26 protein-coding genes and 2 pseudogenes are annotated in these 25,686 nt (G+C 76.0%); 12 read left to right on the top strand and 16 right to left on the bottom strand.

Annotation, left to right across the window (positions count from 1 at the left end):
• Nucleotides 1–313 precede the first annotated feature (313 nt).
• From hrpB to JKP75_RS08305, 6 genes are all read left to right on the top strand, one after another.
• Nucleotides 314–2,794, top strand: a complete 2,481-nt coding sequence (gene hrpB / locus JKP75_RS08330) for an ATP-dependent helicase HrpB (protein ID WP_200491825.1) — start codon at nt 314–316, stop codon at nt 2,792–2,794.
• 37 nt (nt 2,795–2,831) lie between these two features.
• Nucleotides 2,832–4,667, top strand: coding sequence for a 4-alpha-glucanotransferase (gene malQ / locus JKP75_RS08325; RefSeq protein ID WP_200491826.1), 1,836 nt, complete (start codon nt 2,832–2,834; stop codon nt 4,665–4,667).
• A gap of 92 nt (nt 4,668–4,759) precedes the next feature.
• On the top strand, nt 4,760–5,053 hold the full coding sequence (locus tag JKP75_RS08320) for a hypothetical protein (RefSeq protein WP_309229652.1): 294 nt from the start codon (nt 4,760–4,762) through the stop codon (nt 5,051–5,053).
• 76 nt (nt 5,054–5,129) lie between these two features.
• Complete coding sequence (locus JKP75_RS08315) at nt 5,130–5,330, top strand: hypothetical protein (RefSeq protein WP_200491827.1); 201 nt, start codon at nt 5,130–5,132, stop codon at nt 5,328–5,330.
• Between the two features lie 23 nt (nt 5,331–5,353).
• On the top strand, nt 5,354–5,818 hold the full coding sequence (locus JKP75_RS08310; RefSeq protein WP_200491828.1) for a hypothetical protein: 465 nt from the start codon (nt 5,354–5,356) through the stop codon (nt 5,816–5,818).
• Entirely contained in the window at nt 5,806–6,669 is an 864-nt protein-coding gene (locus tag JKP75_RS08305; RefSeq protein ID WP_200491829.1) for a DUF998 domain-containing protein, read from the top strand. The genes JKP75_RS08310 and JKP75_RS08305 overlap by 13 nt, the downstream gene beginning before the upstream one ends.
• 28 nt (nt 6,670–6,697) lie before the next feature.
• On the opposite strand, the gene JKP75_RS20925 is transcribed toward JKP75_RS08305, so the two are convergent.
• Entirely contained in the window at nt 6,698–7,696 is a 999-nt protein-coding gene (locus JKP75_RS20925; RefSeq protein ID WP_200492924.1) for an Acg family FMN-binding oxidoreductase, read from the bottom strand.
• A 71-nt stretch (nt 7,697–7,767) separates the two neighbouring features.
• Nucleotides 7,768–8,688 (bottom strand): DMT family transporter, encoded by a 921-nt coding sequence (locus JKP75_RS08295; RefSeq protein ID WP_200492923.1) that lies wholly within the window; start codon nt 8,686–8,688, stop codon nt 7,768–7,770.
• 153 nt (nt 8,689–8,841) lie between these two features.
• Here JKP75_RS08295 and JKP75_RS08290 point away from each other — a divergent pair.
• Both JKP75_RS08290 and JKP75_RS22600 read left to right on the top strand, forming a co-directional pair.
• Nucleotides 8,842–9,999: pseudogene (locus JKP75_RS08290) on the top strand (helix-turn-helix domain-containing protein); the annotation flags it as partial.
• Nucleotides 10,000–10,123: 124 nt separating this feature from the next.
• Nucleotides 10,124–10,354, top strand: a complete 231-nt coding sequence (locus tag JKP75_RS22600; RefSeq protein ID WP_309229689.1) for a hypothetical protein — start codon at nt 10,124–10,126, stop codon at nt 10,352–10,354.
• Between the two features lie 91 nt (nt 10,355–10,445).
• On the opposite strand, the gene JKP75_RS20920 is transcribed toward JKP75_RS22600, so the two are convergent.
• The 3 genes from JKP75_RS20920 to JKP75_RS08280 are packed head-to-tail and all read right to left on the bottom strand — an operon-like array spanning nt 10,446 to nt 13,062.
• A complete protein-coding gene (locus JKP75_RS20920) occupies nt 10,446–10,631 on the bottom strand; it encodes a hypothetical protein (protein WP_242471972.1) in 186 nt (61 codons plus the stop codon).
• A complete protein-coding gene (locus JKP75_RS08285) occupies nt 10,616–11,149 on the bottom strand; it encodes an SDR family NAD(P)-dependent oxidoreductase (RefSeq protein ID WP_242471973.1) in 534 nt (177 codons plus the stop codon). The genes JKP75_RS20920 and JKP75_RS08285 overlap by 16 nt, the downstream gene beginning before the upstream one ends.
• Before the next feature lie 17 nt (nt 11,150–11,166).
• On the bottom strand, nt 11,167–13,062 hold the full coding sequence (locus JKP75_RS08280; RefSeq protein ID WP_309229650.1) for a PucR family transcriptional regulator ligand-binding domain-containing protein: 1,896 nt from the start codon (nt 13,060–13,062) through the stop codon (nt 11,167–11,169).
• 322 nt (nt 13,063–13,384) lie between these two features.
• Between JKP75_RS08280 and JKP75_RS08275 the strand changes: the two genes are divergently transcribed.
• The gene (locus JKP75_RS08275) at nt 13,385–14,368 is read left to right on the top strand and encodes a DUF2877 domain-containing protein (protein WP_200491832.1); all 984 of its coding nucleotides are present in this window, start codon (nt 13,385–13,387) and stop codon (nt 14,366–14,368) included.
• Between the two features lie 13 nt (nt 14,369–14,381).
• Here the strand turns inward: JKP75_RS08275 and JKP75_RS23765 are convergent, their stop codons facing one another.
• The 8 genes from JKP75_RS23765 to rpe form a co-directional block, all read right to left on the bottom strand.
• Entirely contained in the window at nt 14,382–14,867 is a 486-nt protein-coding gene (locus JKP75_RS23765) for an SSI family serine proteinase inhibitor (protein ID WP_200491833.1), read from the bottom strand.
• Nucleotides 14,868–14,907: 40 nt separating this feature from the next.
• Entirely contained in the window at nt 14,908–15,774 is an 867-nt protein-coding gene (gene hisG, locus JKP75_RS08265) for an ATP phosphoribosyltransferase (RefSeq protein ID WP_200492922.1), read from the bottom strand.
• A 36-nt stretch (nt 15,775–15,810) separates the two neighbouring features.
• Entirely contained in the window at nt 15,811–16,074 is a 264-nt protein-coding gene (locus JKP75_RS08260; RefSeq protein WP_200491834.1) for a phosphoribosyl-ATP diphosphatase, read from the bottom strand.
• Complete coding sequence (ribH, locus tag JKP75_RS08255) at nt 16,071–16,592, bottom strand: 6,7-dimethyl-8-ribityllumazine synthase (protein WP_200491835.1); 522 nt, start codon at nt 16,590–16,592, stop codon at nt 16,071–16,073. The genes JKP75_RS08260 and ribH overlap by 4 nt, the downstream gene beginning before the upstream one ends.
• A 76-nt stretch (nt 16,593–16,668) precedes the next feature.
• Nucleotides 16,669–17,982 carry a bifunctional 3,4-dihydroxy-2-butanone-4-phosphate synthase/GTP cyclohydrolase II gene (locus tag JKP75_RS08250; protein ID WP_200491836.1) on the bottom strand — a complete coding sequence of 438 codons (1,314 nt, stop codon included), beginning with the start codon at nt 17,980–17,982 and terminating at the stop codon, nt 16,669–16,671.
• Nucleotides 17,979–18,599 carry a riboflavin synthase gene (locus JKP75_RS08245; protein ID WP_200491837.1) on the bottom strand — a complete coding sequence of 207 codons (621 nt, stop codon included), beginning with the start codon at nt 18,597–18,599 and terminating at the stop codon, nt 17,979–17,981. The genes JKP75_RS08250 and JKP75_RS08245 overlap by 4 nt, the downstream gene beginning before the upstream one ends.
• Before the next feature lies 1 nt (nt 18,600).
• Nucleotides 18,601–19,662 carry a bifunctional diaminohydroxyphosphoribosylaminopyrimidine deaminase/5-amino-6-(5-phosphoribosylamino)uracil reductase RibD gene (ribD, locus tag JKP75_RS08240; protein WP_309229649.1) on the bottom strand — a complete coding sequence of 354 codons (1,062 nt, stop codon included), beginning with the start codon at nt 19,660–19,662 and terminating at the stop codon, nt 18,601–18,603.
• Complete coding sequence (gene rpe / locus JKP75_RS08235) at nt 19,659–20,330, bottom strand: ribulose-phosphate 3-epimerase (RefSeq protein WP_309229648.1); 672 nt, start codon at nt 20,328–20,330, stop codon at nt 19,659–19,661. Before rpe ends, ribD begins: the two co-directional genes overlap by 4 nt.
• Before the next feature lie 51 nt (nt 20,331–20,381).
• Here rpe and JKP75_RS08230 point away from each other — a divergent pair, with 51 nt between their 5' ends.
• From JKP75_RS08230 to JKP75_RS24450, 3 genes and pseudogenes are all read left to right on the top strand, one after another.
• Entirely contained in the window at nt 20,382–20,960 is a 579-nt protein-coding gene (locus JKP75_RS08230; RefSeq protein WP_200491838.1) for a hypothetical protein, read from the top strand.
• A gap of 58 nt (nt 20,961–21,018) precedes the next feature.
• Nucleotides 21,019–22,056: pseudogene (locus JKP75_RS24455) on the top strand (aldehyde dehydrogenase family protein); the annotation flags it as partial.
• Nucleotides 22,057–22,120: 64 nt separating this feature from the next.
• The gene (locus tag JKP75_RS24450) at nt 22,121–22,492 is read left to right on the top strand and encodes an aldehyde dehydrogenase family protein (protein ID WP_375539238.1); all 372 of its coding nucleotides are present in this window, start codon (nt 22,121–22,123) and stop codon (nt 22,490–22,492) included.
• 330 nt (nt 22,493–22,822) lie between these two features.
• Here JKP75_RS24450 and JKP75_RS08220 read toward each other — a convergent pair whose 3' ends face one another.
• From JKP75_RS08220 to def, 3 genes are read right to left on the bottom strand one after another with little or no spacing between them, the layout of a single operon-like run.
• Nucleotides 22,823–24,220, bottom strand: coding sequence for a transcription antitermination factor NusB (locus tag JKP75_RS08220; protein WP_200492920.1), 1,398 nt, complete (start codon nt 24,218–24,220; stop codon nt 22,823–22,825).
• Nucleotides 24,217–25,200, bottom strand: coding sequence for a methionyl-tRNA formyltransferase (gene fmt, locus JKP75_RS08215; RefSeq protein WP_309229647.1), 984 nt, complete (start codon nt 25,198–25,200; stop codon nt 24,217–24,219). Before fmt ends, JKP75_RS08220 begins: the two co-directional genes overlap by 4 nt.
• The gene (def, locus tag JKP75_RS08210) at nt 25,149–25,682 is read right to left on the bottom strand and encodes a peptide deformylase (RefSeq protein WP_200491840.1); all 534 of its coding nucleotides are present in this window, start codon (nt 25,680–25,682) and stop codon (nt 25,149–25,151) included. Before def ends, fmt begins: the two co-directional genes overlap by 52 nt.
• Between the last annotated feature and the right edge of the window lie 4 nt (nt 25,683–25,686).

Raw genomic sequence — 25,686 nt, 5'->3', positions numbered from 1 at the left:
TGGGCTGGACCGATCTGGACCACGTCGTGCCGCACGCCCAGGGCAGCTCGACCGGCTGCGCCAACCTCTGCTGCCCTGTGCCGCTCCCACCACCGGCTCAAAACCTTCGCCCGCGGCTGGGTCTTCCGCATGGAGGACGACGGCACCCTGCACGTCACCACGCCCAGCGGGGTCACCCGCACCACCCGGCCACCCGGGCTGCGCCGGCCACCACCCGAACCACCACCCGAACCGCCCCCGCCGTCCCCGTCGCCGTTGCCGGACGACGACCCACCGCCCTTCTAGGGCCGCGCGGCGCAGCAGACTGGGCACCGTGCTGCCACCGCCCGGGACGCCGGGGACCGACCTGCCGGTCCGCTCCGCGCTGCCCGCGCTCGCCGACGCCCTGGCCGCGCGGGGCAGTGCCGTGCTGGTCGCGCCGCCCGGCACCGGCAAGACGACGCTCGTCCCGCTCGCGCTGGCCGGCGCCCTGCCCGGCCGGATCGTGGTCGCCGAGCCGCGCCGCGTCGCCGCCCGGGCGGCCGCCCGCCGGATGGCCGCCCTGCTCGGCGAGCCCGTCGGCGGCCGGGTGGGCTTCAGCGTTCGCGGAGAGAGCCGGCGCAGCGCCGCCACCCGCGTCGAGGTGGTCACCACCGGGCTGCTCGTCCGCCGGCTGCAGGCCGATCCCGAGCTGACCGGGGTGTCCGCCGTCGTCCTCGACGAGTGCCACGAGCGGCACCTCGACACCGACCTTGCGCTCGCCTTCACCCTCGACGTCCGCGGCGCGCTGCGCCCCGACCTGCAGCTGCTGGCCATGTCGGCCACCGCGCAGGCCGAGCGCCTGGCCGCGCTCCTCGGCGGGGACGGCGCACCCGCACCCGTCGTCGAGGCGCCCGGCGCACTGCACGACGTCGACGTCCTCTGGGCACCACCGACCGGCCCGGTCGACCCGCCGCACGGCCTGCAGGTCGACCCGCGGCTGCTCACCCACGTCGCCGCCACCGTCCGCCGCGCGCTGGCCGAGCGCACCGGCGACGTCCTGGTCTTCGTGCCCGGCGCCGCCGAGATCGGCCGGGTGACCACCGAGCTGCGCGGGGTCGAGGCCGACGTCCTCCCCCTGCACGGGCGGCTGCCGGCCACCGCGCAGGACGCCGCGCTGCAGGCCGGCCCCCGGCGCCGCGTCGTCGTCGCCACCGCGCTGGCCGAGAGCAGCCTGACCGTGCCCGGCGTCCGCGTCGTCGTGGACGCGGGCCTGGCCCGCGTCCCGCGCGCTGACCTCGCCCGCGGGCTCGGTTCGCTGGTCACCGTGCGGGCGTCGCGCGCGGCGGTCACCCAGCGGGCCGGCCGGGCCGGGCGCGAGGCCCCGGGCGCGGTCTACCGCTGCTGGACCGCGGCCGAGCACGACCGGCTGCCCGCGCACGAGGAGCCGGAGGTCGCCGTCTCCGACCTCACCGCCTTCGCCCTCGAGCTCGCCTGCTGGGGCGCCCCGGGCGGCACCGGCCTGGGCCTGCCCGACCCGCCCCCGGAGGTGGCACTGCTGGTCGCGGACCGGACGCTGCGCACCCTCGGCGCGGTGGACGACTACGGCCGCGCGACCCCCCGCGGCCGAGCCCTGACCGCCGTCGGCGTGCACCCGCGCCTGGCGCGGGCGCTGCTCGACGGCGCCCCGCTCGTGGGCCGGCGCCGGGCCGCCGAGGTGGTGGCGCTGCTCTCCGCGGACCTGCCCACCCGCGGCGACGACCTGGTGGCGGGCTGGCGCGAGCTGCGCTCGGGCACCGACCGGGGTGCGACCGCGCGCTGGAAGGACGAGGTCGCCCGCCTCGAGCGCTCGGTGGCCGACGTCCCGCCGCCGCGCATACCGGACGACACCGCCGCCGGGCTGGTCGTCGGGCTCGCCCACCCCGAACGGCTGGCCCGCCGGCGACCGGACGGCACCGCCTACCTCATGGCCGCCGGCACCGGCGCCGAACTGCCCCCGGGTACGGCGCTCTCCGGCGCCCCGTGGCTGGCGGTCGCCGTCGCCGACCGCGCCCCCGGCCGCCGGGACGCCCGCGTCAGGTCGGCCGTCGCGATCGATGAGGCCACGGCCCTGGAGGCCGGCGGTCCGCTGCACACCGAGGGCGACGAGGTGGCCTGGCGCGACGGCGACGTCCGCAGCGCGCACCTCGAGCGGCTCGGCGCGATCGTGCTGGCCGAGCGCCCGGCCCGTGCACCGGACCCGGCCGCCGCGGCCGCCGCCGTCGCCGAGGGGCTGCGCCGCGAGGGGCTCGGCCTGCTCACCTGGACGCCGGCAGCCACCCGGCTGCGCGAGCGGCTGGCCGCGGCGCACGCCGGGCTCGGCGATCCCTGGCCCGCCGTCGACGACGCGGCCCTGCTCGCCGGCATCGACGTCTCCGGCGCCCGACGGCGCGCCGACCTGGCCCGCGTCGACGTCGTCGCGGCGCTGCGCGCGCTCGTGCCCTGGCAGCTCTCCGGCGACCTGGACGCCGTCGTCCCCGACGCGGTGACCGTGCCGACCGGCTCCCGGATCCGCGTCGACTACACCGACCCCGCCGTCCCCACCCTGGCGGTGCGTGTCCAGGAGGTGTTCGGCTGGGCGGCGGCGCCACGGGTGGCCGGCCGGCCGCTGCGGCTCGAGCTGCTCTCCCCCGCCCGTCGCGTCGTCGCGACGACCGCCGACCTCGCCGGCTTCTGGGTCACCGGCTACCCGGCCGTCCGCAGCGAGCTGCGCGGCCGCTACCCGCGCCACCCCTGGCCCGAGGACCCGGCCGCGGCGCCGGCCACGACGCGAGCTTCGCCACGCGCGCGCCGCTGAGACTGCGGGCTCCCGCCGGCCCGGCGAGGATCAGCCGGTGACACGCACCCCGACGACCGACGACCGCGGCATCGACACCAGCTGGCTGGACGCGCTGGACCAGGAGCACCAGGTCGCGCAGGAGACGATCGACCGGCTCCGCGAGATCATCGGCGAACCGCCGGCCGACCTGGAGGACCGGGCGCCGATCGTGGCCCGCCCCGGGGACGCCCTCGAGATCGACGAGATCGACGTCATCTGCGAGGACGGCGAGGTCCGGCACGTCGACGGCTCGCTGCCCGAGGACTTCCCGCTCGGCTACCACTGGTTCCAGTCCGCCGAGGGGCGCCGCCGCCGGCTGATCGTCACCCCCGGCCGCTGCTGGCTGCCCGAGCAGCGCAGCTGGGGCTGGGCCGTGCAGCTCTACGCCGCGCGCAGCCGGGAGAGCTGGGGCATCGGCGACCTCGGCGACCTGCGCAGCATCCGCCGGATGGCCGCCGAGCAGGGCGCCGGGTTCGTCCTCATCAACCCGCTGCACGCCGTCGCCCCCATCCCGCAGCAGGAGGCCAGCCCGTACCTCCCGGCCACGCGGCGCTTCCTCAACCCGATCTACCTGCGCGTCCCCGAGGTGCCCGGGGCCGAGACCGTCGACCTGGAGGAGGACGCCGGCCGCGCCCTGAACGACGGCGAGCTCATCGACCGCGACGCCGTCTGGGCCCGCAAGCGCGAGGTGCTCATGCGGATCTTCTTCGCCCACGGCGGCGGCGAGGCGTTCGGGCGCTGGCGGGAGGAGCAGGGGCAGACCCTGCAGGACTGGGCCACCTGGGCCGCGATCACCGAGGAGCACGGCGCCGACTGGCACACCTGGCCCGAGGATCTGCGCCGGCCCGGCAGCCCCGCGCTGGCGGAGTACGTCGAGCAGCACGGCGCCGTCGTCGGCTTCCACGCCTGGCTGCAGTGGGCGCTGGAGCTGCAGTTCACCGCCGCCACCGACGGCATGACCGTGATCCAGGACCTCCCGATCGGGTTCGCCGGCGGCGGCGCCGACGCCTGGACCTGGCAGGACGTCCTGGCCGACGGCGTGAGCGTCGGCGCGCCGCCGGACGCGTTCAACTCCGCCGGGCAGGACTGGGGCTCGCCGCCGCTGATCCCGTGGCGGCTCCGCGACGCCGACTACGAGCCGTTCATCCAGTCCATCCGCGCCACGATCGCCGGCGCCGGGGGCTTGAGGATCGACCACGTCATGGGCCTGTTCCGGCTCTGGTGGGTGCCCCGCGAGGGCACCGCCGCCGACGGCGCCTACGTGCGCTACCCCGCCGAGGACCTGCTCGGCATCGTCGCCCTGGAGAGCGCCCGCGCCCAGGCCCTCGTCGTCGGCGAGGACCTCGGCACCGTCGAGGACGGCGTGCGCGAGGCCATGGCCGAGCACGGGGTGCTCTCCTACCGGCTGCTGTGGTTCGAGGACGACGAGCCCGCGACCTGGCCGGCCGAGGCGATGGCCGCCATCACCACCCACGACCTGCCCACGGTCGCCGGGCTGGTCGGCGGCGCGGACCTGGACGAGCAGCGGGAGCAGGGCACCGGCACCGAGGAGGAGCTGCAACGCGGCCGCTCCTCGCTGCTCGAGCACCTGCCCGGCGTCGACGAGGGCTCCTCGCCCGAGCAGGCGGTCGAGCGGGCCCACGAGCGGCTGGCGCAGGCGCCGTCGCTGCTGCTCTCCGCGACCCTGGACGACGCCGTCGGCGAACCGCGGCGACCCAACATGCCCGGTGCGGCGGACCGCCCGAACTGGTCGTTGCCGCTGCCCGTCCTGGTCGAGGACCTGCCCGCCCACCCGCTGCTGCGGACGGTGGTCCGGACCCTGGCCGACGGCCTGGCGGGCGACCGCTCCTGAGGTACCCGGCGGGTCGGGCTCGACGGCCCCGACCCGCCGACACACCCCGGACCCGTCTCGAACGTCTGTTCGATCCGTGCGATCCTGTCCGGGTGGCCGGAGGGATGCAGCGGGGCGGGTCGGGGCGGTCGCTCGCCGAACGCGCGGCGCTGTCCGGCGCGGTCCCCACCACCCCTCCTCCGCCCGTGCCCGGGCGGGCCGCCGAGGGCCGGCACTGCTGGGTGCACGACCCGCCCGACGCCCCCGGCACCTGGCCGGGGCTGCTCGTCGAGTGGCGGCAACGGCACGGCACCTGGCAGGGCCGGGTGACCTACGCCGTGAGCGGCTCGGACGGGCCGGCGCTCATCGAGGCGTGGCTGCCGGCTGCGCGGCTCGAACCGCGCTGACCCGGTGGGTTAGGACCCCTGCCGAGCGGGCTATGGGTTCCGGGACCGCTCGAACCACCCCCGGAGGAGAGCTCCCATGACCGATCCCCAGGACGGCCCCACCCTCGACGACGTGATCACCCCCGAGGAGAACGTCACCCGGGACCGCACGCAGCACGCGAAGGACCCGCACCCCGACGAGGAGGTCCTCGAGCGCCGCACCGAGCTCGAGCGCCAGGCCGTCGGCTCCGACGACGCCGACCCGCTGGGCGCCGAGCGCCACCCGGCCACCGACTGACGCCGGGCCCCCGCCGGCTCGGGATGGGCCTCCGGACGGAGCCGGGCGCGCTGGCCGCCTGGCTGGTCAAGAGCAGCCGCCCACCGGAGCAGATCGAGCCGGGATGGACGCCGGGCGAGCAGCGGGAGCTGACCCGCTGCGTCCGGCGCTCCTACCGGCTCGGCCTGGTGGCGGCGGGCCAGCCGGTGCTGCTGTGGGTGAGCGGCCGGGTCACCCCGGGCGTGCACGCCGTCGGCATCGTCACCGGCCCGCCGCAGGAGCCCGCCGACCCCGGCCCGGACGGCGACGACCGCCCCGCCCTCCCCGTGCGCCTGACCCGGCTCGCCGACCCGGTCGATCGCGGCGAGCTGCTGCACGACCCGCGGTTCCGCGACGCCGAGGTGCTCCGCATGCCGGCCGGGAGCAACCCCTCCTGGCTCACCGCGGCGCAGCTCGCCGCAGTCCTCGAGCGGGCCGGCGCGCCGCTCCTGGGACCATGGGTGCCGTGACTTCCGACCGAATCCGCTGGGGCGCGCTCGCCTGGCTGCTGACGCTGCAGTTCTTCGTCGTCGAGACCGTGGTGCAGTTCCGCGGCGAGGGCTACTCCCGTGCCGACGACGTCATCAGCGACCTCGGCGCCACCACGTGGCCCGGCCACCAGGTGATGAACGCCTCCTTCGTCGTGCAGGCGGCGCTCATCCTGGGCGGCACCGTGCTGCTGCTGCCGGCGCTGGGGGCCGGCGCCGGCCGCGTCGCCGCCTACCTCTTCGGTCTGGCCGCCGTCGGTGTGCTGCTGGTCGGGGTGCTCCCCTCGGACCGCTCCGGCACCTGGCACGGCGTCGGCGCGACGATGTACCTGATCGGCAGCGCGCTCGGGCTCATCGCGCTCGCGTACGCGCTGCGTCCCCGCTCGGAGGTGCTGGGCACGGTGCTCGTGGTGCTCGGGCTGGTCGGCACCGCCGCCACGGTCTTCTTCCTCACCGAGGTCGCCGTCCTCGCCGAGGGCGCGACCGAGCGCGCCGCCGCCTACGTGCTGCCGATCGGGCTGGCCGTCGCGGGCCTCGCGTTGGGCAGGTCCGGCGCGGCCGCCGAGGTCGGGGACGGGGTTGGGGCCGGCACGAGGGACGACCCGCGGCCCTCCCGCCGCGAGGAGCGCGCCCGGGCCCGCGCAGCGGCCGCCGAGCGGGCCCGCGAGCGGGACGCCGCGCTGGAGGCCGCCGCCCAGCGCGCCGCGCAGCGGAGCGGACGCACCGGCACCGGGTCCGCGGACGCCGAGACCGGCGCAGGGTCCGCCGGCGCCGAGCCGGCCGACGACTTCGACGCCGACGACCCGTGGGCGCCCACCCGCCGCACCGACTGACCGGCCGGAGCCCCTCTGCGGATCGGGCTCAGGGCGCGACCGTGAGCACCTCGGCGACCGGACGCCGGCCGCTGACCGCGACCTCGCCCCCCTCGCGCGGGTAGCCCATCCGCAGCAGCATCTGCGGGTGCCCGACGAGCGAGAGCCGGGCGCGCAGCCGGGTGCGGGTGGCCGGCCAGTCCAGCGCCTGGGTCAGCGGCGAGGCCGCGACGCCGGCCGCCGTGGCGACCAGCAGCACCCGGGCCAGCGCCCGCCCCGCCTGCAGCCAGGCGTACCGGTCGTCGCCGTCGGTGCCCATGAGCACGACGGTGGGCCGCTCGACCTCGGGCGGCGGCGCGTCGGCGTCGACCGGCGCCCCCTCCCCCGCGCTCCGGGTGCCGACGACGAAGTCCCGGATGCTCCAGTTCGAGGGCCGCCCGTGGGGGTCCTCGGCCGGCACGGCACCCACCGGGACGCCGTCGACCGCGGCGGGGTCGGTGCGCACCCACTGCTGCAGCTCGGCGAGGTAGGCGGGGTCGCCCTGCTCCATCTCCTCGGCCCGGTCGATGAGGAAGACGGTGGCGACCTCCTCCTCCGACCGCGTCACCGGCTTGAACCAGGTGCCGAACGCGGCGGCCTCGGCCTGCAGCCGGTCCAGCAGGTCGACCGGGACGACGCGCGGCTGGAACGGGTCGCGGACGGTGTGCCGGCGGGCGATCGATGCGGCCAGCGCGGAGTCCTCGTCGGTCGCCACGATCGGGCCGATGACCCGCACCGTCGCCAGGTGGTCGGCGTCGTCGTCCGGCAGGAGCTCGACCTCGCTCAGCCAGCCCGCGGCGGCGAGCGCGACGACGGCGAACTCGACGGCGATCCCGCAGCTGATCACCTGCTGGCGACCGGTCGGGTCGAGCACCGGGAGCGCGCGCCCCGGGTCGAGGAACACGTCGAGCTGGTCGGCCGTGGCGGTGAACCGCCACGGCTGGGTGTTGTGGATCGAGGGCGCGCGCGTGGCCGCCTCCACCACCTGCGCCCACTGCTGCTGGTCCACGGTCCTACCTCCCGGTCGGGTGCCTGGGACCTGCCTACCCCATCGGCGGCCCGACCCCGCACGCGCGTCGCTCACGTGCCGGCGGGCACCGGCTCGGCCCGGGCCGCCGCCGACCGGCGGGGCGCACCCCGGCGGGAGAGCGCCACACCCGTCAGGCAGACCGCGCCGCCGACGACGGCGAGCGCCGGCGGCACCTCGTCGAGCAGGCCCCAGCCCAGCAGGATCACCAGCGGCGGCACGAGGTAGGTGGTGACGCCGAGCCGGCCGGCGTCCATCCGGGTGAGCGCGTAGGCCCAGGTGCTGAACGCCAGCGCCGTCGGCACCACCCCCAGGTAGACCATGCCGGCGATCGAGCCGGCCGGGGCGGTGCCGAGGTCGCGGGCGAGCGCGCCGGCCCACGGCAGGCAGCAGACCGCCCCGATGGCGCAGGCGGTGAAGGTCACCTGCAGGCCCGGGAGCCGGCGCAGCAGCGGCTTCTGCGCCACGACCCCGATGGCGTAGGTGACGGCGGCGACCACGCACAGCACGACGCCCAGCAGGTCGACGTCGGCACCGCGGGTGGCCAGGCCGATGAGCAGCACCCCGGCGAAGGCCACCGCCACGCCGACCACCAGCCAGCTCGGGAAGCCCTCGCCCAGCAGCCACCCGGCCAGGACGGCGATGAGGATCGGCCCGATGTTCACCAGCATCGCGGTGGTGCCGGCGTCCAGGTGCTGCTCGGCCGCGTTGAGCGCCAGGTTGTAGACGCCGAACCAGCCGACGCCGCACACCGCCAGCAGCACCCACTCCCGGCGGTCGGGCGCCACCCAGCCCCGGCCGGCCAGGAGCAGCCCGAGCACGGCGGTGCCGACGAGCAGCCGGCCGAGCGCCAGGGCGCCGGGCGAGAGGTCCTCCCCCACGCCCCGGATGGCGACGAACGCCGACGCCCAGGAGAGCACGGTGACGACGACCGCCAGGACGGTGCGGGCCGAGGGGGCGGCGGGAGAGCTCACGAGCGGACCGTAGGCGCGGGCACCGACAGGATCCGGCGGGAACCGGACACCGCACCGGTTCGCGTGGGCGACACGCGACGGTCCCGGCTCGTTATCTCACAGATGAGATAGCCTCGCCCGGTGACGGTGACCGAGCTGCCCCCCGACTCCGCGATGCGCCAGATCGGGGCGCTGGTCCGGGACGCCCGGCAGCACCGCGGCCTCACCCAGCAGCAGCTCGCCGACCGGCTGGGCACCAGCCAGAGCGCCGTCGCCCGCATCGAGCAGGGCAACCAGAACCTCACCCTCGAGCTGCTCGGCCGGCTCTCCGCCGCGCTGGAGAGCGAGCTGATCAGCGTCGGCCCCGCCGGGCCCACGCACCTGCGGGTCACCGGGGGCCGGCTGCTCAGCGGCAGCGTCGCGGTCAAGTCGTCGAAGAACGCCGCCGTCGCGCTGCTCTGCGCCGCCCTGCTCAACCGCGGCCGGACGACGCTGCGCAACGTGGCGCGCATCGTCGAGGTGGAGCGGATCCTCGACGTGCTGCGCTCGATCGGCGTCTCGGCGTCCTGGGACGAGGCCGGGCACGACCTCACCCTCGTCGTCCCGGACGAGCTGGACCTGGCCGGCATCGACGCCGACGCCGCCCGGCGCACCCGCAGCATCATCATGTTCCTGGGCCCGCTGCTGCACCGGGCACCGGAGTTCGAGCTGCCCTACGCCGGCGGCTGCGACCTGGGCACCCGCACCGTGCAGCCGCACATGATCGCGCTGCGCCCGTTCGGCCTGGAGGTCGAGGCGCGCGCCGGCGAGTACCACGCCACCGTCACCCCGACCGGGGCCACGAGCCGCACGATCGTGCTGACCGAGCGCGGGGACACCGTCACCGAGAACGCGCTGCTGGCCGCCGCCCGCGCCGAGGGCACGACCACCATCCGCAACGCCAGCTCCAACTACATGGTCCAGGACCTGGTCCTGTACCTGCAGCTGCTCGGGGTGGAGATCGAGGGCCTGGGGACGACGACGCTGACCGTGCACGGCCGCCCGGTGCTGGACGCCGACGTGGACTACACGATCAGCGAGGACCCGGTCGAGGCGATGAGCCTGCTCACCGCCGGCATCGTCACCGGCTCCGAGCTCACCGTGCGCCGGGCGCCGGTGGAGTTCCTCGAGATCGAGCTGGCGGTGCTGGCCGAGATGGGGCTGCGCTACGAGCTCTCGCCGGAGTACCTCGCGGCCAACGGGCACACCCGGCTGGCCGACGTCACGATCCACCCCTCGCAGCTGCGGGCGCCGATCGACAAGATCCACCCGATGCCGTTCCCGGGGCTCAACATCGACAACCTGCCGTTCTTCGCGGTCATCGCCGCCCACGCCGAGGGCTCGACGATGATCCACGACTGGGTTCTACGACAACCGGGCCATCCACCTGTCCGACCTGACCCGGCTGGGCGCCGACGTGCGGCTGCTCGACCCGCACCGCGTGCTGGTCGACGGCCCGACCCGCTGGTCCAGCGCCGAGGTGGTCTGCCCACCCGCGCTGCGCCCGGCGGTCTGCATCCTGCTGGCGATGCTCGCGGCGAAGGGCACCTCGGTGCTGCGCAACGTCGACATCATCGCCCGCGGATACGAGCACCTCTACGAGCGGCTGGTCGAGATCGGCGCCGCGATCGAGGTCTTCCACGACTGACCCCCGCCACGATCAGGTGACCTGATCCCAGCGCGTCCTCCCTCGGCGCGCACCGCGAGGGAGGACGCGCTCCGGTGAGGGAGGACGCGGTTCAGCGCTCCTGGTCGGTGGGGCGCACCAGCATCTCGTTGACGGCGACGTGCCGCGGCTGGCCGACCATGTAGACCACGGCGCGGGCGATGTCCTCGGCTTGCAGCGGCGTCATCGTCTCGGCCATCTTCTTCGACGCCGCCCTGGCCTCGGGCTGGGTGATGTGGTCGGTCAGCTCGGTGGCCACCGCCCCCGGCTCCACCAGCCCGATCCGCACACCGCGGCCGGTGACCCCCCGGCCCCCTTGCGCGCGACCCGGCCCGCGACGCTGGAGACGTTGACGACGTCCCCGGACCCCTGCTCGACCATCCCGTCGATCGCGGCGTGGGTCATGTACATGAGGCCCAGCACGTTGGTGGACAGCATCCGGCGCCAGTCCTCGGGGTCGGCGCCGACGATGGTGCCCAGCAGCATCACGCCGGCGTTGTTGACCAGGACGTCCAGCCCGCCCAGCTCGGACCGGGTGCGGGCGACGGCGTCGGCGCAGGCCTGCTCGTCGGTGACGTCGAGGTCCAGGGTGAGCACGCTCGCGCCGCTGCCGCGCAGCCGCCCGGCGAGCTCGTCGAGCCGGTCGCGGCGGCGGGCACCGATGGCGACCGCGGCGCCGGCGGCGGCCAGCGCCTCCGCCGTCGCGGCCCCGATGCCCGACGAGGCCCCGGTGACCAGGGCGACCTTCCCCTGCAGCGGACGCGCAGCATCGGTCATGGCGGTTCCTCCAGTGCTCAGAGCAGCGAGTCGAGGCCGTCGTCCGGCGGCGGGGCCATGCCCGCCTCCAGCGGCGGGCGGTGCGGCTGGTCCAGCCCGCTCATCCGGGCGGCGTGCAGCGCCAGCAGCAGGTTCAGCCGCAGGTTGGGGTCGCTGGTGAAAGGCCCGAGCATCCGCTCGAGCTTGCCGATCCGGTAGCGCATCGTGTTGTAGTGGAAGTGCAGCCGGCGCGCGGACTCCGCGACGTTGAGGTTGGTCTCCAGCAGCACCAGCAGCGTCTCGCGCAGGTCGGCCGAGTCGGCGTCGGTCGCGTCGGCCAGCGGGCCGAGCACCTCGTCGACGTAGGAGCGCAGCTCGGTGCTGTCCGGGATGAGCGACAGCAGCCGGAAGACGCCGAGCTGGTCGAAGTGGGTGACCGAGGCGCCGCCCTGGATCTCCTGGCCGACGCCGAGCGCCCGCTGCGCCTGGCGGTGCGCCTCGGCGAGCTCGGGCAGCGAGCCGGCGGGCCGGCCGATACCGGTGCCGAGCACGCGGCCCAGCCGGCGCAGCCGGCCGTTGACCCGCGAGCTGACGGCGGCGACCAGCGAGGAGACCTCCTCGGGCGTGCGGCCGTCCAGCGGCAGCAGGGTGACGATCTCGGTGGCCAGCCCCGCGACGGCGGCGCCGGCGACCTCGGACTCCAGCGCCGAGCGCCAGCCGTCGGCCAGCCGGTCCAGGACGTCGAGGGCACGCGTGGGGTCGCCCGCCGCGTCGGCCACCGTCTCGGTGGCGGTCACGAGCACCGCGACCGGCCCGTCCAGCCGCCAGCCGAACGACCGGGTGTAGGCCAGCGTCCGCTCGGTGTGGCCCACCGAGCCGCCGACGAGGCGCCGGACCAGGTCCCCCTGGAAGCGCAGCTCCACGGAGTGCACGGCCTGCAGCCGGATCACCGACAGCGCGGCGATGACCGCCGCGCGCTCCAGCACGCCGCCGGCACCGACCATCATCGCGCCGGTGCGGTGCACCGCGACCAGCCAGCCGTGCCGCTGGTCGCCGGCCATGATCGGGGCCACCGCGTACTCCCCCACCCCGCCGGGGAGCTCGTGGTGGCCGGGGACGAGCAGGATGCCGTCGGCCGGCGAGAGGTCGGCGTCGGCCAGCACGTCGGCCGGGGTCACCACCGTCCGGTCGGCGCGGACACCGGCCAGCCGGCGGGAGGGCGTGAGCTCGGCGAGGGCGTCGTCCGCGGCGGCGTCCAGGAGCCACAGCCAGTCGCTGATCTCGGCGACGTCGTCCCGGGGGCCGGCGCTGGTGACCACCTCGCGGTCGGGCCCCAGGCCCAGCACCGCGGCGCCGTCCATCATCACGGCCAGCCGCTGGGTGACCTCGGCCAGCCCGCCGCCGGTGAGCGCCACCTCCATGAACTGGTCGTCCATGCGGGAGGAGAGCGCGAGCGCCTGACCCTGCTTGGTGACGACGGCGCCGAGCACCTCGGAGACGATCTCGTCCAGGCGGACGCCGGCCGGCAGCGCCAGCACCGGCAGCCCGCGGCGCTCGGCCTCGGCGAGCACCTCCGCCGGCACCGGCGGCGGGCCCTCGGCGCGCCGGTAGGCCAGCGCGGCGGTGCCCATCGAGTCCAGCCGCTCGACCAGCGCCCGGCAGTTGGCCGGGTCGGCCTGCGGCAGCCGGGCCCCCAGGACGACGAGGACGTCGACGCCCGCGGCCGCCAGCGGGTCGGCCGGGTTGTCCACGACCATGTGGCGGACGGAGCGGCCCAGACCGCCGCTGCCGGCCACCACCGACGACCCGGAGAGCCCGGGCAGGTCGAGCACGTCCTCGACGGTCAGCCCCATGCGCTCCTGCCAGCTGCCGCGCTCGGCGCGGGGGTCGGCGCGGGCCGGCTCCTCGACCACCCAGTTCCGGCGAAACGGCACCGTTCCGTCACGCTGCGTGGGCGACACGGGCGAGCTCTCACTCTGAGTCACGACACACCCCCCCTTCCCGTCGCCAACGTGGCGTCCGTGTCGCAGAAATCTGTCAGGACTCCCTGGACCGGTGCACCCATTCTTGGCGAGTTCCGCCATCAGAGGGCGTGCGACGCGCCGCATAGGTTCGAAGTCCACTCAACCCGCTCGCAAGGATGCTAGGCCGTCACTCCCGACCCGGCGGCACCTGCCCCCTCCGCGAGCGGACGGCGAGCAGAACTCGGACGGGGCCGACCCGACCCCTCCGACGTCCCTGCGGCGAAGGGTCACCATGCGCACGATCGACGAGACCACGGGCCGCGACGGCCGCTCGCATACGACGGCGGCGCGCGGCCGCGCCGCGCGAGCAGCCGTTCCGACCATCCCCCTCCACCGCCACGCCGGCTCCCCCGGGCGCCCGCGCCAGTTCACCCCCGTGCCGGCGGCCGCCAGCACCGGTGTCACCGCGCTGCTGCGCGGCCCCGTCCGCCGGGCCCGCATCGTCGCGAGCACCCCGACCGGCGTCTACCTGCACGTGCCCGGCGAGCGCGACGGCGACGTCGTCGCCGTCCTCACCAGCGACGCGGCCCGCCTGCCGCTGGGCTGCGTGCTGTTCCGCCCGAGCACCGGGCGCCCGCTCGTCTCCCCGACAGCAGCGGCCGAGGTCGGGGGCGGCCGCATCGTCGTCGGCGACCTCGCGGTCAGCGCCGCCGCCTGGTGGGACCCCCGCCCCCGGCTGCCCAGCGCGCGGCCCGCGCTCCTCCCCGAGGGCGTCCGCCAGCTGCGCACCACGCTGTACGGCGAGGGCGTCCCGCACAGCGCCTTCGCGCTCCCTGGTCTCCCCACCGGCCCCGGGGGCCCGCTGGCCGCGCTGCGCGGCGCCGTCCGCCGCGCCGACCTCGACGCCGCGCTGCGCACCGCCACCCGCCTCATCGGCGTGGGCCCGGGCCTGACCCCGGCCGGCGACGACGTCATGGCCGGCACCATCGCCGGCCTGGTCCTGCTCGGGCACCCCGCCGCGCCGCGCTTCGCCGCCGGCGTGACCGCACTGGCCGCCTGCCGCACCACCGAGCTGTCCCGGGCGCTGCTGCGGCACGCGGCCGCCGGCCGGGTCAGTGGCGAGTACGCCGCGGTGCTGCACGCGCTGGTCGGCGAGGGCTCGCTGGCCGCGGCGGTCGACGCCTTGCTGTCGTCCGGGCCGACGGGCAACCGCGCCACGGCCCTGGGGCTGTGCACCGCCATCGACCTGGTCGAGCGCACCACCCGGGGCCGCTGACGACGGGGAGCGATCAGCCCGCGGGCGCGGGCACCACGGGGACCAGCGCGTCCCACTGCGCGATGCGGCAGCCGTCGACCCGGGAGAGCTCGAGGTCGACCGGCTCGCCGCCCCAGCGCCCGAGCACCCGCGCGGTCTCCGGCCCGCCGTACTGCTGCGAGCACATGACGTCCTCCGGCAGCGGGGCGAACGGGCGCTCGAGGCCGGCCAGGTGGTCGCACGCGGCCTGCGCCACCGGGTGGCTGCCCTCGACGAACCCGACGCAGGTCAGCGTCCAGGTCTCCGCCGCGCGGCCGTCGCCCAGGTCGATCTCGAGCTGGAGGTCGTTGTCCGCCTGCGCGATCCCGCCCGCCGCCGGATCGGCGCCGCCCCCGTCGGGGTCAGGGGCGGTCGGGCTCGACGTCGTCGGACCCGGTACAGCGGCGCCGTCGTCGTCGGACGAGCCGCAGGCGGTGAGCAGCAGGACGGCGGGCAGCAGGCCCAGGGCGAGTCGGCGCACGTGCTACTGACGAGCGGGGGCGCGGAGAAGTTTCCGCCGGTCAGAGCCGCGAGGCGTGGATGCTCGTGACCAGGATCGCCCGGGCCCCCAGCTCGTAGAGGTCGTCCATGATCTGGTTGGTCTGGCTGCGCCGGACCATGGCCCGCACCGCCGACCAGCCGGCCCGCTGCAGCGGGCTGACCGTCGGGCCCTCGATGCCGGGCGTGATCGCCGTGGCGCGGGCCAGGATGTCGTCCGGGCAGTCGTAGTCGAGCATCACGTACTGCCGGGCGACCAGCACGCCCTGCAGTCGGCGGCGCAGCTGCGCGACCGCGGGGATCTCCTCGGCGCCCTCGCGGCCCACGAGGATCGCCTCGCTGGCCAGCACCGGCTCGCCGATGATGTGCAGACCCGCCGCGCGCAGCGTCGTCCCGGTCTCGACGACGTCGCAGACGGCGTCGGCGACGCCGAGCGCGCAGGCGGTCTCGACGGCGCCGTCGAGCTTGACGACGTCGGCCTTGATGCCCGACTCCCCGAGGTGCCGCTGCAGCAGCACCGGGTAGGCGGTGGCGATCCGCTTGCCGGCCAGCTCCTCGACCGACTCGATGCCCGAGCCGACCGGCGAGGCGAAGCGGAAGGACGACCGCCCGAAACCCAGAGGCATGACCTCGACCGCGGTCGGGCCCTCCCCCTCGGCCGGCGCGGTCTCCAGCAGCATGTCGCGCCCGGTGATGCCGACGTCCAGCGTGCCGGCGGCCACGTAGACGGCGATGTCCCGCGGCCGGAGGTAGAAGAACTCGGTGTCGTTGTCGGGGTCGTAGACCACGAGGTCCTTGGTGCTGCGCCGCATGCGGTAGCCGCTCTCGGCGAGCATCTCCGCCGCCGGCTCGCTCAGGACGCCCTTGTTGGGGACGGCGATGCGCAGCACGGAACTACTCCTCAGAACGGGGACGACGCGGGGAGATCAGAGGTGAGCGTAGACGTCGTCCAGGGTCAGACCCCGGGCGAGCATCAGCACCTGCACCCGGTAGAGGAGCTGGCTGATCTCCTCGGCCGTGCGCTCCTCCCCCTCGTGCTCGGCGGCCATCCACGACTCGGCCGCCTCCTCGACGACCTTCTTGCCGGCGGCGTGCACGCCGTCGCGGACCGCGGCGACGGTGCCCGAGGCGGCGTCGCCCTCGGCGACCTTGACCGAGAGCTCGGCGAACAGTGCGTCGAAGGTCTTCACGACCGGCCTCCTGCGGGGGTGGCGCTGAACCCGGTGGTGCGCTGCCGGCGCCGCAGGTCGCGCAGGGTCAGGGCGGTGGCGAGGGCGGCGATGGTCGCCTCCCAGCCCTTGTCCTCGGCCGAGCCGGGGAGGCCCGCGCGGTCGCGCGCCTGCTCCTCGGTGTCGCAGGTCAGCACGCCGTTGCCGACGGGGGTGCCCGCGTCCAGCGCCACGCGCGTCAGGCCGGCGGTCACCGCGTCGCAGACGTACTCGAAGTGCGGCGTGCCGCCGCGGATGACCACTCCGAGGGCGACGACGGCGTCGTGCCCCTCGGCCAGCGCCTGGGCGACCACCGGCAGCTCGACGGCGCCCGGGGCGCGGACGACGGTCGGCTCCGCGACGCCGCTGGCCCGGGCGGCCTCGAGGGCGCGGGCGAGCAGCGAGTCGGTGATCTCCGCGTGCCAGGTGGTGGCCACGATGCCGAGCGTCAGCCGCGCGGCGTCGACGGGCTCGACGACCGGCGCTCCCGAACCACTCACGTGACCTCCTCGCTGGCGCTCGTCGGCCGCGTTCGCGGCTCCACTGCTCTGTCCATCGCTGAACTCGCGAGCTCGTTCACGAAGGCTGCTCGTCGACGCGGAGGGGCACGTTCTCCGGGATCGGGTCGGCGTGCACGGGCTCGCCGGCCTCCTCGACCCCGGGCTCGATGATGTCGAGCAGGTGGCCCATGCGGTCGCGCTTGGTGCGCAGGTAGCCGAGGTTCTGGGCGGTCACGTGGCTGGGCAGGCCGACCCGGCCCAGCACCTTGAGGCCGTAGCCCTCCAGCCCCGCGCGCTTGGCCGGGTTGTTGGTCAGCAGCCGCATGGTGTGCACGCCCAGGTCGACGAGGATCTGCGCGCCGGTGCCGTAGTCGCGGGCGTCGGCCGGCAGCCCCAGGTCGAGGTTGGCGTCGACCGTGTCGGCGCCGAGGTCCTGCAGCTGGTAGGCCTGCAGCTTGTGCAGCAGGCCGATGCCCCGGCCCTCGTGCCCGCGGATGTAGAGCACGATGCCGCGGCCCTCGTCGGCGACGGCCTGCAGCGCGGCCTGCAGCTGGGGGCCGCAGTCGCAGCGCAGCGAGCCGAAGACGTCGCCGGTGAGGCACTCGGAGTGCACGCGCACGAGCACGTCCTCGCCGTCGCCGATGTCGCCGTAGACGAAGGCGACGTGCTCGCGCTCGTCGTAGGAGCTGCGGTAGCCGACGGCGGTGAAGGTGCCCGGCGCCAGCGGCACGATCGCCTCGGCCACCCGCTCGACCAGCTTGTCGAAGCGCTTGCGGTAGGCGATGAGGTCGGCGATGGAGACCATGACGAGGTCGTGCTCGTCGGCGAAGACGCGCAGCTCCTCGCCGCGGGCCATCCCGGTCGGGTCCTTCTCGCTGACGATCTCGCACAGCGTCCCCGACGGGCGCAGGCCGGCGAGCACGGCGAGGTCGACGGCGGCCTCGGTGTGGCCGGGCCGGCGCAGCACGCCGCCGTCCTTGGCGCGCAGCGGGACGATGTGCCCGGGCCGCGACAGGTCGCGCGAGGTCGCGTCGGCGTTGGCCAGCGTGCGGATCGTCGTCGCCCGGTCCGAGGCGGAGATGCCCGTGGTGACGCCCTCGCGGGCGTCCACGGTGACGGTGTAGGCGGTGCCGAGGCGGTCCTGGTTCACCCGGTGCATGGGCGGCAGGTCCAGCCGGTCGGCGTCGGACTCGGTGACCGCGACGCAGATGTAGCCCGAGGTGTAGCGGACCATGAAGGCCACCAGCTCGGGGGTCGCCAGCTCCGAGGCGAAGATGAGGTCGCCCTCGTTCTCGCGGTCCTCGTCGTCGATCACGACGACCGGGCGGCCGTCCTTGATCGCGGCGATCGCGGTCTCGATGCTGTCCAGACGGGTCAGGGGTGCGGTCACCGACGTGCCTCCAGCAGTCGCTCGACGTACTTGGCGATCACGTCGACCTCCAGGTTGACGGGGTCCCCCGTGGCGCGCGTGCCCAGCGTGGTCTCGCGGAGGGTGGTGGGGATCAGGCTGACCTCGAGCCACGGCTCGGGGTCGGTGGCAGCGCACACGGCGCTGACGGTGAGGGAGACGCCGTCGACGGTGATCGAGCCCTTCTCGACGACGTAGCGGGCGAGCCCGGCCGGCAGCCCGATGCGGACGACCTCCCAGTGCTCGCCGGGGGTGCGGGCGAGCACCGTGCCGACACCGTCGACGTGGCCCTGCACGATGTGCCCGCCCAGGCGGGTGTGCGCGGAGACGGCCCGCTCCAGGTTGACCGGGTCGCCGTCGGCCAGCGCGCCCAGACTGCTGCGGTCCAGCGTCTCGGCCATGACGTCGGTGGTCCACACCGAGGCCTCGCCGTCGGGGGTGACACCGGTGACGGTCAGGCAGACGCCGTTGACCGAGATGGAGTCGCCCAGGGCGACGTCCTCGAGCACCCGCTGCGCCCGGATCCGCAGGACGGCGGAGTCGCCCTGGGCCTCGCGGACGACGAGCGTGCCCACCTCTTCGACGATGCCGGTGAACACCTCAGCTCCCTTCCCGGACGGACTGTCGGCCCCCAGTGTGCCGGGTGGGCCGCAGCCGGAGTTGCACGTCCCCACCCGACGGGAGCACCTCGACCGTCTCGAAGGAGAGCGCATCCGCGATCGAAGTGATTCCCAGGTCGCCCACGAGGGCCGGTCCGGCGCCCAGGAGCTTCGGTGCGAGGTGGACCACGGCCTCGTCCACGAGCCCGGCGCGCAGGAACGCGGCGGCCAGCGTCGGGCCACCCTCCAGCAGCACGCGGCGCACGTCGCGGCCGAACAGCTCGGCCAGCAGCTCCGCCGGCCCGGCGGCCCGGCTGACCAGCGTGGGTGCGGCGTCGTCCAGGACGCGGGCGGTGGCGGGCAGCCGCCCGCGCCGGTCGACGACGACGCGCAGCGGCTGCCGGTCGGCGTCGCGGCCGTCGGTGTCGCGCACGGTGAGCTGGGGGTTGTCGGTGACCGCCGTCCCGGAGCCGACGACGACGGCGTCGCAGGTGGCCCGGAGGCGGTGGACGGCGGCGCGGGTCCGCGGGCCGGTGATCCAGCGGCTGCTGCTGTCGGCGGCGGCCACCCGGCCGTCGAGCGTGGCGGCGACCTTCCACACGACCTGCGGCCGGTGCTCGCGCACGCCGGTGAGCCACGGCGCCAGCGCGCCGTCCTCGGCCAGGTCCTGCTCGACGCCGAGCTCGACGACGACGCCGGCGGCGCGCAGCCGCTCGGCTCCCCCGCCCGCGAGCTGCGTCGGCTCCGGGACGGCGACGACGACCCGGGCGACGCCGGCGGCGATCAGCGCGTCGGCGCAGGGGCCGGTGCGGCCGGTGTGCGCGCACGGCTCGAGGGTGACGACGGCGGTCCCGCCCCGGGCGCGCTCCCCCGCCTGCGCGAGGGCCTGCACCTCGGCGTGCGGGCCGCCCGGTGGCTGCGTGGCGCCCTCTCCGGCGACGGTGCCGTCGGCGGCCAGGACGACCGCGCCCACGGCGGGGTTCGGGCTGGTGGTGCCGAGGACGGCTGCGCCCAGTTCGCGGGCGCGGGCCATGGCCGCGCGCTCGACGTCGCGGATCGTCACCCGTGCATCGCCGCGGCGGCCTGCGCGCGCAGGGCGGCGATCGCCCTCGCCGGGTCGTCGGCGCCGTAGACGGCCGAGCCCGCGACGAACATGTCCACGCCGGCCTCGGCGGCCTGCTCGATCGTGTCGGCGTTGATCCCGCCGTCGATCTCGACGACGAGCGTCAGGTGACCGGCGTCCACGAGTTCGCGGGCCTTGCGGGCCTTGGGCAGCACGTCGGCGATGAAGGACTGGCCGCCGAAGCCGGGCTCGACGCTCATCACGAGCAGGGTGTCGAAGTCGGGCAGCACGTCGAGGTAGTCCTCGAGCGGGGTGCCGGGCTTGATCGCCAGGCCGGCCAGCGCGCCGGCGGCCCTGAGGTCGCGGGCGACGGCACGGGGGTCGGTGCACGCCTCGGCGTGCACCGTGACGTTGCGGGCGCCCATCTCGGCGTAGCCGGGCGCCCAGCGCTCCGGGTTCTCGATCATGAGGTGGCAGTCCAGCGGCACCGGGCTGACCGCCTGGATCGCCTGGGCCACGGGCAGGCCCAGGGTCAGGTTCGGCACGAAGTGCGCGTCCATCACGTCGACGTGCAGCCAGTCGGCGTCGGCGACCCGCGCCACCTCGGCGGCGAGGTTGGCGAAGTCGGCGGAGAGCAGGCTGGGGGCGATCATGGGCTGCCGGGACACGCGGGGAGTCTAGGTGCCGCCTTATTGCGGCCTCGTCCACGGAGGGTGCACATGGATCTGGCCGACGGGGTGGCGGTCGGGCTGGCTGCCCGCTGCCTGCGCGAGCGCGGCCGGTTGCGCTCCTTCGACATCTGGGACACCGCCGCCCGCGGCGCGCTGCTGGTCGATCTGGTCCGCGCCGGCCGGGTCGTGGAGCAGGCCGATGCCATCGAGGTGCAGGTCGCGCCGACCGGGTTCCCGCCGGCGGACCGGCTGCTGGCCGCGATGGAGGTCGAGCCGCAGCAGCCGCTGACCTGGTGGGTGGACCACGGCGGCGTGGGCATGTCCGACGTCGCCGACGCGGCGGTGACGGCGCACCGGTGGACGGTCCGCCGGACGCTGCTCGGTCGCCGGTACGCGGTCGGGACGCCGGCTTCCCACGGCGAGCCGGAATCGGCGGTCCTCGACGCACTCGCCACGGCCTGCGGCGCCGCCGGGCGTCGTCCGGCAGAGGTCGACCGGCGCGACCTCGAGCGGGCCGGTCCCCTGCTCTGGATCTGCGAGGCGGTCGTCGCCCACCTCCAGGAGGCGCAGTGGCGCAGCATCCGGCAGGCCGGGGCGGCCGACGGATCCGGCTCGCCCTACTACTGAGCCACCGCCCGACCTGCGCGGACGTGTCCGTGGGGCACCACCGGGTAGGGCCCCACCCATGGCCTCCGACACCCCCACGCCCTACGACGGATTCGACCGGATGCCCATCGCCGGCACCTGGCGCGCCGGCCGCGCCGGGAAGACCGCCACCGACACCGACCCCTACACCGGCGAGACGCTCACCGAGATCCCGCTGGCGGACGCCGAGGACCTCGACGAGGCCTACGCCACCGCCAAGGAGGCCCAGCGCGACTGGGCGGCCCGGCTGCCCGGCGAGCGCGCCGAGGTGATGCGCCGCGCCGCCCGGATCATGGAGGCGCGCAAGGACGAGATCGTCGACTGGCACATCCGCGAGTCCGGCGCCGCCGCCCCCGCCGCCGAGTTCGAGTACGCGATCACGCTGCGCGACTTCCACGAGGCGGCGTCCTACCCGTACCGCGTGGAGGGCCGGATCCTGCCGGCCGACATCGAGGGCAAGGAGAGCCGCGTCTACCGCCGTCCCGTCGGGGTGGTCGCGGTGATCAGCCCGTGGAACGTGCCGATGCACCTGTCCAACCGCTCGGTCGCCCCGGCGCTCGCCCTCGGCAACGCCGTCGTCCTCAAGCCGGCCGGGGACACCCCGGTCACCGGCGGCCTGCTGCTGGCCAAGCTCTACGAGGAGGCCGGCCTCCCGCCGGGCCTGCTCTCGGTGGTCATCGGGTCCGGGCGCGACATCGGCGACGCGATCGTGAGCCACCCGACCCCGCGGGTCGTGTCCTTCACCGGCTCGACACCGGTCGGCAAGGGCATCGCCGAGAAGGCCGGGCTGAAGAAGCTCTCCCTGGAGCTCGGCGGCAACGGACCGCTGGTCGTGCTCGACGACGCCGACCTGGGCTACGCCGTGGACGCCGCGATCTTCGGCAAGTTTTTCCACCAGGGCCAGGTCTGCATGATCACCAACCGGATCGTCGTCGACGGCTCGGTGCACGACGAGTTCGTCGAGCGCTACGTCGAGCGCGCCCGGGCGCTGAAGGCCGGCGACCCCCGCGAGTCCGACACCGTCATCGGCCCGATCATCAACCGCGGCCAGCTCGAGGGCATCCAGGAGAAGATCGCCGACGCGCTGTCCGTACGGCGCGCAGCAGCTGCTCGGCGGCGACCCGACCGGCCCGATCGGCTCGGTGCTGCCCCCGCACGTGCTGCTCGGCGACAACTCCGTGGCCAGCGCCCGGCAGGAGATGTTCGGCCCGGTGGTCACGATCATCCGGGCGCGGGACGAGGACGACGCCCTGGCGATCGCCAACGACACCGAGTACGGCCTCTCGAGCGCGGTCTTCACCGAGGACGTCGCCCGCGGCGTGGACTTCGCGCTGCGCGTCGAGGCCGGGATGACCCACGTCAACGACTCGCCGCTCAACGACGAGAACAACACCGCGTTCGGGGGCGAGAAGGAGTCCGGGCTGGGCCGCTTCGGCGGCGAGTGGGCGATCGAGGAGTTCACCACCGACCACTGGGTGAGCGTCCAGCGCACCAAGCGGGCGTTCCCCTTCTGACACCGGTCCGCGAGATCTGCACACTCGGGGTCCAGCGGGCCGTGAAAGCCCCGACTGTGCATATCTCGTGGCGGGTCATTCGCGTCGGGCAGGGCGATCCACTCGGCCCAGGTCCGCGCGGTCGGCCTCGGCGGTCATCCCCACCGGTGGCCACCCCCACGCCTCGCCGTAGATCGACCAGAGCCGCTCCCGCGAGCCCATCACCGCCGGCAGGTCGAGGTCGACGTCGTCGGCGCGGATGGGGCGCAGGTGGTGCCCGGTCGGCAGGTCCACGCGCAGCGGGTGGGCGAAGCCGTCGGGCAGCCAGGCCATGGCCGGCGACCCTAGCGGTCAGCGGGTCCGGCGGAGCAGCGCCATGAACATGGCGTCGGTGCCGTGCCGGTGCGGCCACAGCTGCCCGGCGTCCCCGCGCGCGAGGCCGGGGACGTCGGGGAACAGCGGCGCGACCGGCAGCACCTCGACGTCGTCCCGCGCCGCGGCGACCTCGACCACCCCGACGGTCTCCTCGGCGTGCGGCGAGCAGGTCACGTAGGCGACGACGCCCCCGACCCGCACCGACGCCAGCGCGCTCGCCAGGAGCTCCAGCTGCAGCTCCACCAGCGGGGCGACGTCCTCGGCCGTGCGCCGCCAGCGCACCTCGGGACGACGGCGCAGCGCGCCCAGCCCGGTGCAGGGCGCGTCCAGCAGCACCCGGTCGAACGATCCGGCCCGCCACGGCGGCTCGCGGCCGTCGGCGGCCAGCACCTCGACGTCGTCCTCACCGGCCAGTGCCTGCCGGACCAGCTCGGCCCGGTGCGGCGCGCGGTCGGCGGCGGTGAGCCGCACGCCCTCGGGGCGGACGGCGGCCAGCAGCCCCGACTTCCCGCCGGGACCGGCGCACATGTCCAGCCAGGCGGCGTTCGGCCCCTCCAGCGGCGCGCGGGTCAGCAGCAGCGCGGCCAGCTGGCTGCCCTCGTCCTGGACGGCGGCCCGGCCGGAGCGCACCGACGCCAGCCGCCCCGGGTCACCGCCGGGCAGCCGGACGGCGAACGGTGACCACGGGCCGGGCTCGCCGCCGGCCTCGGCGGCCAGCTCGTCGCGGGGGATCCGCCGCGCCACGAGGTGCACCTCGGGAGCGGCGTCGTCGGCCAGCAGCGCGGCCTCGAGCTCGTCCTCACCACCCAGGGCGTCGCGCCAGGCGTTGACGATCCACCGCGGGTGGTCGGTGGCCAGGGCGAGCCGCTGCCCGGCGTCGCCGCCCAGCGTCTCGAGCCACGCCGCCCGGTCACCGCCCGCGGCGACCTTGCGCAGCACCGCGTTGACCAGCCCCGACGCGCCGCTGCCGACGATCGCCCGGGTGAGGTCCACGGTGGTGTCGACGGCTGCGTGCGAGGGCACCCGAAGGTCGATCAGCTGGTAGGTGCCGAGCCGGAGCAGGTCCAGCACCCGGGGGTCCAGCTCGGCCAGCGGGCGTCTCACCAGCCCGGTGAGGATGTCGTCGAGGGTGCCGGTGGCGCGCAGCGCGCCGTAGGCCAGCTGGGTGGCGAAGGCGGCGTCGCGGGTGTCGAGCCGGCGCTCGCGCAGCAGCTGGGGCAGCAGCAGGTTGGCGTAGGCCTCGCGCGAGGAGACGCCGTCCAGCACGTCGTAGGCGGTCAGCCGCGCCCCGTCCAGCGGACGGCGCTTGCTGGCCGGGTGCGGCCGCCGGCCGCGCTGCGGACCGCCGGAGGGGCGCTTCGGGGGCCGGGTCACGCGGTCTCCCCCAGCCGGTCGCCGGCGGTGAGCCGGGCGCCGCGCGCCCAGTCCCCCGCGGGGATCATCCGCTTCCCGGCGGGCTGCACCTCGCCCAGCCGCACCGCACCGGTGCCCGTGCCGGCGAGGACGTCGCGGCCGGCCACCGCCAGCTCGCCCGGGGCCAGCGACGGCGCGTCCGCCACCGGCGTCACCGGGCCCAGACGCAGCCGGTCGCCGCGCCAGGTGGTCCACGCGCCGGGTGCCGGCGTCACGCCGCGGACCCGCCGGTCGACGACGTGCGCGGGCAGCGCCCAGTCGACGCGGGCGTCGGCGGTCTCGACCTTCGGCGCCAGGCTGACGCCGTCGGCCGGCTGCGGCTGCGCCTCGAGCGCGCCGGCGGCGATGCCGTCGAGGGTGGCGACCAGCAGCTGCGCGCCGCTGACGGCGAGCCGGCCGAGGAGGTCACCGGCGGTGTCCCGCGGCCCGATGGCCTCGGTGACGGTGCCGAACACCGGGCCGGTGTCCAGGCCCGCCTCGAGCCGGAAGGTGGCCGCGCCGGTGATCTCGTCGCCGGCCATGATCGCGTGCTGCACCGGGGCGGCGCCGCGCCAGGCGGGCAGCAGCGAGAAGTGCAGGTTGACCCAGCCGTGGGTGGGCAGGTCGAGCGCGGCCTGCGGGATCAGCGCCCCGTAGGCGACCACCGGCGCGCAGTCGACGGCGAGGTCGGCCAGCTGGTCGAGGAACTCCGGCTCGCGCGGCGAGCGCGGCTGCAGCACGGGGATGCCGGCGGCGTCGGCGCGCTCGGCGACCGGGGACCGGCTGGCGGTCCGGCCGCGCCCCGACCGGGCGTCGGGGCGGGTGAGGACCGCCGCCACCTCGTGGTCCGAGGCCAGCAGCGCCTCCAGCGACGGGACGGCGGGCGCCGGCGTACCGGCGAACAGGACCTTCAGTGCGGGCTCACTTTCACGACGGGGAGGTAGGCGGGGATGCCGGCCCACTCGGCGGCCTCGAGCTCGGCCAGGGCCTCGACGCGGGCGACCTCGTCGAGGCGGTCGACGAACAGCACGCCGTCGAGGTGGTCGGTCTCGTGCTGGATGGCGCGGGCCAGCAGCTCCGAGCCCTCGATCCGCACCGGGTCGCCGTGCATGTTCCAGCCCGACGCCACCACGTGCAGGTGCCGCCGGCAGTCGTAGCGCAGGCCCGGGATCGACAGGCAGCCCTCGGGGCCGTCCTGGACCTCCTCGCCCACGGCGACGACGTCGGGGTTGACCAGGTGGCCGACCTCGCCGTCGACGAACCAGGTGAACACCCGCAGGCCGACCCCGATCTGCGGAGCGGCCAGCCCGGCCCCGCCGGCGGCGTGCATCGTCTCGGTCAGGTCGCCCACCAGCTGCCGCAGCTCGGCGTCGAAGTCGACGACCGGGGCGGCGGGGGTGCGCAGGACGGGGTCGCCGTACAGCCGGATGGGGGTGACGCTCACCCGT

Source organism: Blastococcus sp. TML/M2B, assembly GCF_016612865.1.
Lineage (GTDB): Bacteria > Actinomycetota > Actinomycetes > Mycobacteriales > Geodermatophilaceae > Blastococcus.
This window is presented reverse-complemented; position numbering and strand designations above follow the sequence as displayed.

Bases quoted from the DNA above. Each gene is read 5' to 3' on its own strand.
- JKP75_RS08285 (WP_242471973.1), bottom strand. From the start codon at position 11,149: ATGACCGATGCTGCGCGTCCGCTGCAGGGGAAGGTCGCCCTGGTCACC.
- JKP75_RS08305 (WP_200491829.1), top strand. From the start codon at position 5,806: ATGGGTGCCGTGACTTCCGACCGAATCCGCTGGGGCGCGCTCGCCTGG.
- JKP75_RS08275 (WP_200491832.1), top strand. From the start codon at position 13,385: ATGCGCACGATCGACGAGACCACGGGCCGCGACGGCCGCTCGCATACG.
- JKP75_RS08310 (WP_200491828.1), top strand. From the start codon at position 5,354: ATGGGCCTCCGGACGGAGCCGGGCGCGCTGGCCGCCTGGCTGGTCAAG.
- JKP75_RS08315 (WP_200491827.1), top strand. From the start codon at position 5,130: ATGACCGATCCCCAGGACGGCCCCACCCTCGACGACGTGATCACCCCC.
- JKP75_RS08230 (WP_200491838.1), top strand. From the start codon at position 20,382: ATGGATCTGGCCGACGGGGTGGCGGTCGGGCTGGCTGCCCGCTGCCTG.